The sequence below is a fragment of the Clostridium sp. HV4-5-A1G genome (assembly GCF_900184915.1).
GTDB lineage: Bacteria > Bacillota > Clostridia > Clostridiales > Clostridiaceae > Clostridium_B > Clostridium_B aromativorans.
This window is the reverse complement of record NZ_FXYI02000004.1, coordinates 41,125-50,794: the sequence shown is the minus strand read 5'-3', so window position 1 is coordinate 50,794 and position 9,670 is coordinate 41,125. Positions and strand designations below refer to the sequence as shown.

Genomic DNA, 9,670 nt, shown 5'->3' with positions numbered 1-9,670 from the left:
ATATATTAATTGTTAAAAGGATTGTTAAAAGAAAATATAATTTAATTAGTATAGAGGAGGTGAGTCTATTGTTAAAAAAAATACTTAGAGGACTTTTTACAATAATAGGCTTAATATTAGGATATCTTGTGGGAAAAAGTGCCATAGATTCCACTTATTTTTCCACAATAAATTATTTATATGACGGTCCTGTAAAAAAAATTTTGTTTTTAATTATATTGACGGCAATTTTTGGAATCATAATGTTTTTAATATCGCCATGGATTAATTCTGTTATTATGAAGGTAATGGACTATGTTGAGAAAAGTCTTCAAAAAATTCCTGCAACTGAGATACTATTTGGGGTTGTAGGGGCATTAATAGGACTTCTTGTGTCAGTGGTGTTTCTGGATCTGCTGTCTAAGGTTCCAATTGTAGGTGCTATATTGGCGGTAGTAGTAGCTATACTTATGGCTGCATTGGGTGCCAATATTGCCATACGAAAGAGAGAAGAATTTATGTCTTTGATTTCTAATATAAGTTCTCGAAGGTTTCAAAGTGGTAAAGAGAAGAAGAATAGAAATGAACATAAGGGATATCCTAAGGTTTTAGATACATCTGTCATAATAGATGGAAGAATATTTGATATATGTCAGACTGGGTTTGTAGAAGGACCCCTTGTCATACCTAATTTTGTATTGGCAGAACTGAGACATATAGCTGATTCTTCAGATGGATTAAAGAGAACTCGTGGTAGAAGGGGATTGGACATATTAAATAAAATTCAAAAGGAATTAAATATTGATGTAATAATATATGAAAAAGATTTCCCCGAGATAGAAGAAGTGGATAGTAAGCTTTTAAAGCTTTCTCAAGTTTTGAATGGAAAAGTTGTTACCAATGACTATAATTTAAATAAAGTTGCAGAATTCCAGGGCGTTCCAGTTCTTAATGTAAATGAATTGGCAAATGCAGTGAAGCCAGTGGTTCTTCCAGGAGAGGAAATGAAAGTGCAGATAATTAAAGATGGTAAAGAATCAGGACAGGGTATAGCTTATTTGGATGATGGGACAATGATAGTCATAGAGGGAGGTAAAAAATCAATAGGAGAAACAAAGGATGTGGTAGTTACATCTGTTTTACAGACAGCAGCGGGAAGGATGATATTTGCAAAGCAAAAAGGAGATATATGATCTATGAGCAAAAACTGTGCTGTTATTGTAGCAGCTGGCAGGGGAAAAAGAATGAAAGGTAATGTCAATAAACAGTTTATTTATATTAAAGGTAAGCCGCTGTTGTATTATTCTATAAATGCTTTCAATAAGAATTCTTTCATAGATAATATTGTAGTGGTTTGCGCAAAAAATGAAATTGAATACTGCAGAAAGAATGTAGTTGAAAAATATAATTTGAATAAAGTTAAAAAGATAGTTGAGGGGGGAAGAGAACGTCAAAATTCAGTGTTTAATGGATTAAAGGCTTTGGAGAATTGCGATATTGTTTTAATCCATGATGGAGCAAGACCTTTTGTAACTGAAAAGATTATTAAAGATGGAATAAGATATGCCAATATGTATGGAGCATGTGCCTGTGGAATGAAACCCAAGGATACGATAAAGAGTAAAGGCAAAAATGGATTTTCCAAAGGTACTTTGAGTAGAGAAGGACTTTTTTTAGTTCAAACCCCTCAATGTTTTAAATATGATTTGATTTATGATTGCCATAAAACAGTTATTGAAGAAAAAATTCAGGCTACTGATGATACCATGGTGGTGGAGTATTGTAGGAATAAGGTTTATTTATATGAAGGAAGCTATGATAATATAAAGATAACTACACCTGAGGATTTAAATGTGGCAGAGAGTATGTTGGAGAATATAGAAGAAGGTCATTAATGTGAATTGAGATATATAATTGTTTATGTAAAGGCTATTATCTATTATAGGGAAAGACTCCACCTAAACATAACAGATACTTGATAACTTGGAAATAGGAGATTGAAATGGAAGATAATTTATTTGATGTGAAATGGGATAGCAGCAGTGTAAAGCAAATAAGCCCTCTGACACTTGCTTTTGTGGGAGATGCAGTATATGAAACATTTGTGAGAATATATTTGGTGTATAAGTATAGAGATATGCAAGTGCATAATCTTCACGTGAAAGCCGTAAAATTTGTAAAAGCTCATTCTCAAAGTGAGATTATAAAGAAATTGGAAACACAGTTATCTGAAGAGGAGATGTATTTCTTTAAGAGAGGGAGAAATGCTAAGTCGGGAACGGTTCCTAAAAATGCAGATGTACAGGAATATAGATTTGCTACTGGATTTGAAACTCTAGTGGGTTTTTTATATTTAACAGGAAGATTGGGTAGATTGAATTTTTTATTTAGATCTATAATTATGTTAGAAAGCGAAGGGAAATTTTAAACGGCTTTGTTTACTGGGAAATGTTATCAGGAGGATAAAAGCTCAAAATAAAAATAGAAAAGGTATGGTTATGAAAAATAAATTTAATGTTAAAAAATACAAAGATATTAGTAAAAAGGCAAATTTAAATGATAAAAGTAATTTTAGAGAAGATTTAATAGAGGGAAGAAATGCAGTTATTGAGGCTTTGAAATCTGATAATGGCAAAACTATAGAACAAATATTTATTGCAGAGGGAAGTATATCAGGATCTTCAAAAGTCATAATTGCCATGGCAAAGGAAAAAAATATAGTAGTAAAGAGAGTGGATAGAAGAAAATTAGATAAGATTTCGGAAACGGGAGCTCACCAGGGGGTAATTGCTCAAGTAACCCCATATAAGTATTGTGAAGCTGAGGATATATTAGAATATGCTAAAAAAAAGGGAGAGCCTCCTTTTATAATTGTATTAGATGAAATAGAAGATCCTCATAATTTTGGTTCTATAATAAGAACTGCAGAAATATGTGGTGTACATGGAATTATAGTTTCCAAAAGAAGAAATGTGGGTATTACACCTGCTGTGTATAAGTCTTCTGCAGGAGCAGTAGAGTATATGAAAATATGCAAGGTTACAAATTTAAATAATATAATAGAAAAACTTAAAAAAAGAAATATATGGGTATATGGTGCGGATATGAATGGGCAGAGCTATTGTTTTGATGTTGATTTTAATGGAGCTGTTGCTTTGGTTATAGGAAGCGAGGGAAGGGGAATATCAAAATCAATCAAAGAAAAATGTGATATGTTAGTAAAAATACCTATGTATGGCAATATAGCTTCATTGAATGCTTCTGTGGCAGGTGGTATACTTATGTATGAGATATTAAAACAAAGAGTAAAAAGTGATAAAAATTGAGAAATATTTTCGTAGATGGATATAATGTAATAAATAGCTGGCCCCAATTAAATCATATAAAAAAGTATAGTTTTGAATCTGCAAGACATGAACTTATAGAAATGTTGAGCAATTATGCAGTTTACAAAGGATATAAGATTTTTATAGTTTTTGATGCCCATATGGTTATAGGAAGCTTGGGGAAAAAAGAAAAAATAAATAAGAATGTTATAGTAGTGTTCACCAAGGAAAGTGAAACTGCAGATTCTTTTATAGAAAAAACAGTGAATAATATAGGACGTAAAAATGAAGTTTTTGTAGTTACTTCTGATTCTTTAGAACAGCAAGTTACTTTTCAAAGGGGTGCGGTGAGAATGTCTTCTATTGAATTTTATCATGAAGTTAAGAATATAGAATCAAAAATAAAAAATAAAATTCAAAATAAATATTCGGAGAAAAAACATACTCTAGAAGACAGGATAGAAAAGGATATGCTGGAAAAACTTGAAAAGATTCGTAAAAGTCACTAAAAATCTATTGACTGTAAATTTATTTCTAATGTATAATTAAAATGTGTGGTTTATATTTGTTTTGGAGGGGATATCTTGGAGAGTGCAGGTCTTAATAGTAAACAAATTTCCCCCTTTGCAGAAAAATTAGATGAAGAAGTAATTGTTGAAGCTAAAAAAGGGGACGTAAGGGCTCAAGAATATTTAATAGGTAAATATGAGAATTTTGTTAAATCTAAGGCAAAATCATATTTTTTGATTGGAGCAGATAAGGAAGACATTTATCAAGAGGGCATGATAGGCTTATATAAGGCTATAAGAGACTTTAAATCGGATAAACTGTCATCGTTTAAAGCTTTTGCTGAGCTTTGTGTAACCCGACAGATAATAACAGCTATAAAGACTGCTACTAGGCAGAAGCATATTCCGTTAAATACATATGTTTCTTTAAATAAGCCTATATATGATGAAGAATCTGATAGGACATTGCTGGATGTACTATCAGAAGCTAAAGTAGCAGATCCAGAGGAACTTATAATTAGCAGGGAGGAATTAAATCACATACAAAATGAGATAGGTGAGGTATTATCGAGTTTAGAAATGGAAGTGCTTATGTCATATCTAGATGGTAAGTCCTATCAGGAGATTGCATGTGATTTAGACAGGCACGCTAAATCTATAGATAACGCACTGCAGAGAGTTAAAAGAAAGTTAGAAAAGTGTTTAATTAATAAATAGAAATTACATATTGACAAAAAAATATACTTGTATTAAAATTGATAATCGGTATGTGACTTTTGATATATAATAGAGGTTTTATGGGCGGAAGTAGTTCAGTGGTAGAACACCAGCTTCCCAAGCTGGACGTCGCGGGTTCGAGTCCCGTTTTCCGCTCCAAGTTAAATTGCCCATGTAGCTCAGTAGGCAGAGCGTCACCTTGGTAAGGTGGAGGTCACCAGTTCAATCCTGGTCATGGGCTCCAATAATACATGAGTTTTTTACAACACACCAGGGTAAGTTTACTTTAATAAAATGTGTTATAAACAAGGAGGAAGAATAATGTCAAAAGAGAAGTTTGAAAGGACGAAACCGCACGTAAATATAGGAACGATAGGGCATGTAGATCATGGTAAGACAACATTGACAGCAGCAATAACCATGGTATTAGCGAAAGAGGGGAAGGCATCGGCAACAAAGTATGATGAGATAGATAAAGCTCCAGAGGAGAAAGAGAGAGGAATAACGATAAATACAGCGCATGTGGAATATGAGACAGATAAGAGACACTATGCACATGTAGACTGTCCAGGGCATGCAGATTATGTAAAGAACATGATAACAGGTGCAGCACAGATGGATGGAGCAATATTGGTAGTGAGTGCTGCAGATGGTCCAATGCCGCAGACAAGGGAACATATACTACTGGCAAGCAGGGTAGGAGTACAGCATATAGTAGTATTTTTAAATAAGGCAGATCAGGTGGATGATCCTGAGTTACTGGAATTAGTAGAGATGGAAGTAAGGGATCTTTTAAGTGAATATGGATTTCCGGGAGATGAAGTACCAATAATAGTAGGCAGTGCACTTAAGGCACTGGAGAATCCGGATGATGCAGAAGCGACGAAATGTATATATGAGCTGATGGATGCAGTTGACAATTATATACCGACACCTGATAGACCGACAGACAAACCATTCTTGATGCCAATAGAGGATATATTCACAATTACAGGAAGAGGGACAGTAGCGACAGGAAGAGTAGAGAGTGGAGTATTAAAAATAGGAGACGAACTGGAGATAGTAGGACTTCAAGAGGAGAAGAAGAAGACAGTATGTACAGGAGTAGAGATGTTCAGGAAGCTGCTTGACCAGGCAATGGCAGGAGACAACATAGGTGTACTTCTGAGAGGTATACAGAGGAATGAAGTAGAGAGAGGTCAGGTACTTGCGAAACCAGGTACAGTACACCCGCACAAGAAATTTGTAGGTCAGGTATATGTACTTAAGAAAGAAGAGGGTGGGAGGCACACACCGTTTTTCAATGGATACAGGCCGCAGTTTTATTTTAGGACCACAGATGTAACGGGGACCATTGCACTTCCGGAAGGAGTAGAGATGGTAATGCCTGGAGACCATATAGATATGAATGTAGAACTCATAACACCGGTAGCAATGCATGAAGGGTTGAGGTTTGCAATAAGAGAAGGCGGAAGAACAGTTGGTTCTGGTGTCGTAACTAAAATAGTTGAGTAATTTTTAAGGACTGGGTATCTCGACCTAGTCCTTTTGGAAATAATGAATTTTTACCTTTTATCTACGATGTTATTAAAGGTTTTGTTTAATGGGTTTTTAATATAATTGACATAAAAATTAAGTTGTGATAAAGTAAATAAGTAATGCATAATTTAAGAGTGTAAGTTTTTAAATGATTATATACTTGAATTATATACCAGGAGGTGTGAAAGTAGTGAGAGTAAAAGTAACACTGGCATGTACGGATTGTAAACAGAGGAATTATAATACAACTAAAAATAAAAAAAATGATCCAGATAGGCTAGAGATGAAAAAGTATTGTCCATTTTGTCGTAAACATACAGTTCACAAGGAAACTAGGTAGATAGAGAGGCATATATTAAAATATTTGAGGATGTGAATAAAATGGCTGCGCACGATGATGCAAAAAAAGTTAAAAAACAGGTCACACCTGAAGGCGGATTCTTTAATTTTTTTAAGGGATTGGTAGCTGAATTTAAAAGAATAACATGGCCCTCTAAAGAAGATTTAAAAAAGGTTACAATATCGGTTATAGTATTTTGTAGTATTTATGTAATAATTGTCGGGATAATAGATTTCGGATTTAATTCCTTAGCTAAAAACATTTTGAAATAAGAATAAAAAAAGGAGGCAGGGACTAAGTATTGTCCCTAGAATTATGGCAGATAAAGCTAAATGGTATGTGGTTCATACATATTCTGGTTATGAAAATAAAGTTAAAGCTAATCTTGAGAAAACTATAGAAAATAGAGAACTATATGATTGGATAGATGATGTTCAAGTACCTATGGAAGAACAAGTTGAGATCAAAGATGGCAAAAAGAAAATAACATTAAAAAAAGTATTCCCGGGATATGTTTTAATACATATGGTAATGACTGATGATTCTTGGTATATAGTTAGAAATACTAGAGGAGTCACAGGTTTTGTTGGCCCTGGTTCTAAGCCTGTTCCACTTACTGATGAAGAGGTAAAGGATATGGGAATCAATGAAAAACCCGTAAATATAGATGTATCAATAGGTGAAAATGTAAAGGTAAAATCCGGACCGCTTGAGAATTTTTTAGCTGTTATCCAAGAAATAAATACTGAAAAGAAAAAAATTAAAGCTTTAGTCAATATGTTTGGCAGGGAGACCCCTGTTGAGCTTGATTTTAATCAAATAGAAAAAATAGAATAAAGTTATAAAGGTAAAAGTTTTAAATAGGCGGAAATATTATTTTCGTATAATCATAATAGGAGGTGTATATTTATGGCTAAAAAAGTGGTAGGAATGATAAAACTTCAGCTTCCTGCAGGTAAAGCAACACCAGCCCCACCAGTTGGACCAGCACTTGGACAGCATGGTGTAAATATTATGGGCTTCTGCAAGGAATTTAATGCCAAGACTGCAAGTCAAGCAGGATTGATAATTCCAGTGGTAATTACTGTATATCAGGATAGATCTTTCAGCTTTATACTAAAGACTCCACCAGCAGCAGTATTACTTAAGAAAGCAGTAGGAATAGAAAGTGGTTCTGGAGTTCCTAATAAGACTAAAGTTGCAAAGGTAACTAAAGAACAGCTTAAGCAGATTGCTGAAACAAAAATGCCGGATTTGAATGCTGGTTCCATTGAGACTGCTATGAAAATGATAGCAGGTACTGCAAGAAGTATGGGAATAACTGTAGAAGAATAGGCGACTTAAATATGTGGGAGGCAAGATATGCCGTTAATACCACTAAGGAGGATTTGAAATGGGAAAAAAATATAAAGAAAGCGTTAAACTTATTGACAAAAGTGCATTGTATGCGCCATCAGAAGCTATTGAACTTGCTGTAAAGACATCTAAGGCGAAATTTGATGAAACTATAGAATTGGCCTTAAAGCTTGGGGTAGATCCGAGACATGCAGATCAGCAGGTTAGAGGAGCAGTAGTTTTACCTCATGGAACTGGTAAAAAAGTTCGAGTATTGGTATTTGCTAAAGGCGCCAAAGTTGAAGAAGCTCAAAATGCGGGAGCTGATTATGTTGGATCAAATGAGTATGTTCAGAAGATCCAAAATGAAAATTGGTTTGATTTTGATGTAGTTGTAGCTACACCTGATATGATGGGAATTGTAGGTAGATTAGGTAGAATACTTGGACCTAAAGGATTAATGCCAAATCCAAAATCCGGTACGGTTACATTCGATGTTGTGAAAGCAATAGAGGAAATTAAAGCAGGTAAGGTTGAGTATAGAGTTGATAAAACTTCTATAATTCATGTTCCTATAGGAAAGAGTTCTTTTGAACCGCAAAAATTATTGGAAAATTTTCATACGTTAATGGAAGCTGTAGTAAAAGCAAAACCTGCAGCAGCTAAAGGACAATATTTAAAGTCTGTAGTATTATCAAGTACCATGGGTCCCGGAATAAAAATAAATTCTGCAAAGGTCCTTGAATAAAAATATTGACTTAAATAATCAATTCGTATATAATACTAACAGTTTAATAAGTAAATACTCCGTAGACGATAGGTGCAAAAGCATAACGGGAAGCCCGACCTATTCAGGATTCCAATATAGAGTTATTTGGTCTCTCTGTGTCTAAGGGGAGGCTTTTATTTATGCGTTATGAAGTTAAACTGTGAGGAGGTGTGGATACACAGTGGGAAAAAATAGAGAATTAAAGGAAGCTAAAGTTAAAGAAATTGAAGAAAAGATGAGGAAAGCTCAGAGTATAATATTTGCTAAATACCAGGGGCTCACTGTAGAAGAAGATACAAAACTCAGAAAAAATTTGAGAGAAGCAGGTGTGGAATATAAAGTTTTTAAAAACACACTGGCTAAGTTAGCTGCGAAAGAATTGGGATTTGATGAAGTAGAAAATATTTTTTCAGGGCCAGTATCGACAGCATTTGGATATGATGATCCGGCTGCACCGGCAAGAATTCTCAACGATTTTTCAAAAGATCATAAGATGTTGGAGCTAAAAGGTGGAGTTGTTCAAGGAGAAATATTTGATATAGATAAAGTTAAACAACTTGCTACGATACCACCTAAAGATGTTCTTATTGCAAAATTACTTGGAAGTTTCAAGGCTCCATTATCAAATTTTGTATATTTATTAAATGCAATTTCAGAAAAACAGAAATCACAGGAAGATTAATTTAAAGAAATTTTGGAGGTGTTCATTAATGAGTAAAGAAGAGATCATTCAAGCTATAAAAGAGATGAGTGTTTTAGAATTAAATGAATTAGTAAAAGCATGTGAAGAGGAGTTTGGAGTAAGTGCAGCAGCTCCAGTGGCGGTAGCAGGTGCAGGTGGTGCAGCAGGTGCTGCAGATTCGGCAGAGGAAAAAACTGAATTTGATGTGATACTTAAAGCAGTAGGACAAGAAAAAATAAAAGTTATAAAGGCAGTTAGAGAAGTAACAGGATTGGGATTAAAGGATGCAAAAGGTTTAGTTGATAGTGCTCCTAAACCAATAAAAGAAGGAGTAAGTAAAGAGGATGCTGATGCTTTAAAAGCTAAGTTTGAAGAAATCGGAGCTGAGATAGAGTTAAAGTAGAAATTCAAGATACTCACATAAAGAGGTACTTTAGTTTAAAGTGCCTCTTTATTGTTTCAAGAATATTTTTG

General features: G+C 34.2%; 14 protein-coding genes, 2 tRNA genes and 1 other annotated feature. All 16 genes read left to right on the top strand.

Translation table 11 applies throughout. From position 1 onward, the window contains the following. Nucleotides 1-68 precede the first annotated feature (68 nt). The 16 genes from J5G60_RS01315 to rplL all read left to right on the top strand — a co-directional run bounded on the left by J5G60_RS01315 (nt 69) and on the right by rplL (nt 9,599). On the top strand, nt 69-1,172 hold the full coding sequence (locus tag J5G60_RS01315) for a PIN/TRAM domain-containing protein (protein WP_150358928.1): 1,104 nt from the start codon (nt 69-71) through the stop codon (nt 1,170-1,172). A gap of 3 nt (nt 1,173-1,175) precedes the next feature. Next, on the top strand, nt 1,176-1,874 hold the full coding sequence (gene ispD, locus J5G60_RS01310; RefSeq protein ID WP_150358927.1) for a 2-C-methyl-D-erythritol 4-phosphate cytidylyltransferase: 699 nt from the start codon (nt 1,176-1,178) through the stop codon (nt 1,872-1,874). A 107-nt stretch (nt 1,875-1,981) separates the two neighbouring features. Then, complete coding sequence (locus tag J5G60_RS01305; RefSeq protein ID WP_150358926.1) at nt 1,982-2,407, top strand: Mini-ribonuclease 3; 426 nt, start codon at nt 1,982-1,984, stop codon at nt 2,405-2,407. A gap of 70 nt (nt 2,408-2,477) precedes the next feature. Further along, nucleotides 2,478-3,305, top strand: coding sequence for a 23S rRNA (guanosine(2251)-2'-O)-methyltransferase RlmB (gene rlmB, locus J5G60_RS01300; RefSeq protein ID WP_179978369.1), 828 nt, complete (start codon nt 2,478-2,480; stop codon nt 3,303-3,305). Next, nucleotides 3,302-3,814, top strand: coding sequence for an NYN domain-containing protein (locus tag J5G60_RS01295; protein WP_150358924.1), 513 nt, complete (start codon nt 3,302-3,304; stop codon nt 3,812-3,814). Before rlmB ends, J5G60_RS01295 begins: the two co-directional genes overlap by 4 nt. Nucleotides 3,815-3,889: 75 nt before the next feature. After that, entirely contained in the window at nt 3,890-4,531 is a 642-nt protein-coding gene (sigH, locus tag J5G60_RS01290; protein ID WP_150358923.1) for an RNA polymerase sporulation sigma factor SigH, read from the top strand. A gap of 84 nt (nt 4,532-4,615) precedes the next feature. Continuing rightward, nucleotides 4,616-4,690 (top strand) — tRNA-Gly (locus J5G60_RS01285). Nucleotides 4,691-4,699: 9 nt separating this feature from the next. Next, a tRNA-Thr gene (locus J5G60_RS01280) sits at nt 4,700-4,775 on the top strand. A gap of 77 nt (nt 4,776-4,852) precedes the next feature. After that, complete coding sequence (tuf, locus tag J5G60_RS01275) at nt 4,853-6,046, top strand: elongation factor Tu (protein WP_150355427.1); 1,194 nt, start codon at nt 4,853-4,855, stop codon at nt 6,044-6,046. A 214-nt stretch (nt 6,047-6,260) separates the two neighbouring features. Then, on the top strand, nt 6,261-6,410 hold the full coding sequence (gene rpmG, locus J5G60_RS01270) for a 50S ribosomal protein L33 (RefSeq protein ID WP_150355438.1): 150 nt from the start codon (nt 6,261-6,263) through the stop codon (nt 6,408-6,410). Between the two features lie 41 nt (nt 6,411-6,451). Next, on the top strand, nt 6,452-6,682 hold the full coding sequence (secE, locus tag J5G60_RS01265; protein ID WP_150355440.1) for a preprotein translocase subunit SecE: 231 nt from the start codon (nt 6,452-6,454) through the stop codon (nt 6,680-6,682). Nucleotides 6,683-6,725: 43 nt separating this feature from the next. After that, nucleotides 6,726-7,247 (top strand): transcription termination/antitermination protein NusG, encoded by a 522-nt coding sequence (gene nusG, locus J5G60_RS01260; RefSeq protein ID WP_179978371.1) that lies wholly within the window; start codon nt 6,726-6,728, stop codon nt 7,245-7,247. A gap of 72 nt (nt 7,248-7,319) precedes the next feature. Further along, on the top strand, nt 7,320-7,745 hold the full coding sequence (gene rplK / locus J5G60_RS01255; protein ID WP_150355436.1) for a 50S ribosomal protein L11: 426 nt from the start codon (nt 7,320-7,322) through the stop codon (nt 7,743-7,745). Nucleotides 7,746-7,803: 58 nt separating this feature from the next. After that, nucleotides 7,804-8,493: a 50S ribosomal protein L1 gene (rplA, locus tag J5G60_RS01250; protein WP_150355435.1), complete on the top strand. Its 690-nt coding sequence runs from the start codon at nt 7,804-7,806 to the stop codon at nt 8,491-8,493. A 41-nt stretch (nt 8,494-8,534) separates the two neighbouring features. Beyond that, nucleotides 8,535-8,661: a sequence feature (ribosomal protein L10 leader region), on the top strand. 34 nt (nt 8,662-8,695) lie between these two features. After that, nucleotides 8,696-9,196 carry a 50S ribosomal protein L10 gene (gene rplJ / locus J5G60_RS01245; protein ID WP_150355434.1) on the top strand — a complete coding sequence of 167 codons (501 nt, stop codon included), beginning with the start codon at nt 8,696-8,698 and terminating at the stop codon, nt 9,194-9,196. Nucleotides 9,197-9,224: 28 nt separating this feature from the next. Continuing rightward, entirely contained in the window at nt 9,225-9,599 is a 375-nt protein-coding gene (gene rplL, locus J5G60_RS01240; protein WP_150355433.1) for a 50S ribosomal protein L7/L12, read from the top strand. The last annotated feature ends 71 nt before the right edge of the window (nt 9,600-9,670 follow it).

Bases quoted from the DNA above. Each gene is read 5' to 3' on its own strand.
- J5G60_RS01305 (WP_150358926.1), top strand. From the start codon at position 1,982: ATGGAAGATAATTTATTTGATGTGAAATGGGATAGCAGCAGTGTAAAG.
- rplA (WP_150355435.1), top strand. From the start codon at position 7,804: ATGGGAAAAAAATATAAAGAAAGCGTTAAACTTATTGACAAAAGTGCA.
- rplL (WP_150355433.1), top strand. From the start codon at position 9,225: ATGAGTAAAGAAGAGATCATTCAAGCTATAAAAGAGATGAGTGTTTTA.
- rplK (WP_150355436.1), top strand. From the start codon at position 7,320: ATGGCTAAAAAAGTGGTAGGAATGATAAAACTTCAGCTTCCTGCAGGT.
- nusG (WP_179978371.1), top strand. From the start codon at position 6,726: ATGGCAGATAAAGCTAAATGGTATGTGGTTCATACATATTCTGGTTAT.
- secE (WP_150355440.1), top strand. From the start codon at position 6,452: ATGGCTGCGCACGATGATGCAAAAAAAGTTAAAAAACAGGTCACACCT.
- tuf (WP_150355427.1), top strand. From the start codon at position 4,853: ATGTCAAAAGAGAAGTTTGAAAGGACGAAACCGCACGTAAATATAGGA.
- ispD (WP_150358927.1), top strand. From the start codon at position 1,176: ATGAGCAAAAACTGTGCTGTTATTGTAGCAGCTGGCAGGGGAAAAAGA.
- rlmB (WP_179978369.1), top strand. From the start codon at position 2,478: ATGAAAAATAAATTTAATGTTAAAAAATACAAAGATATTAGTAAAAAG.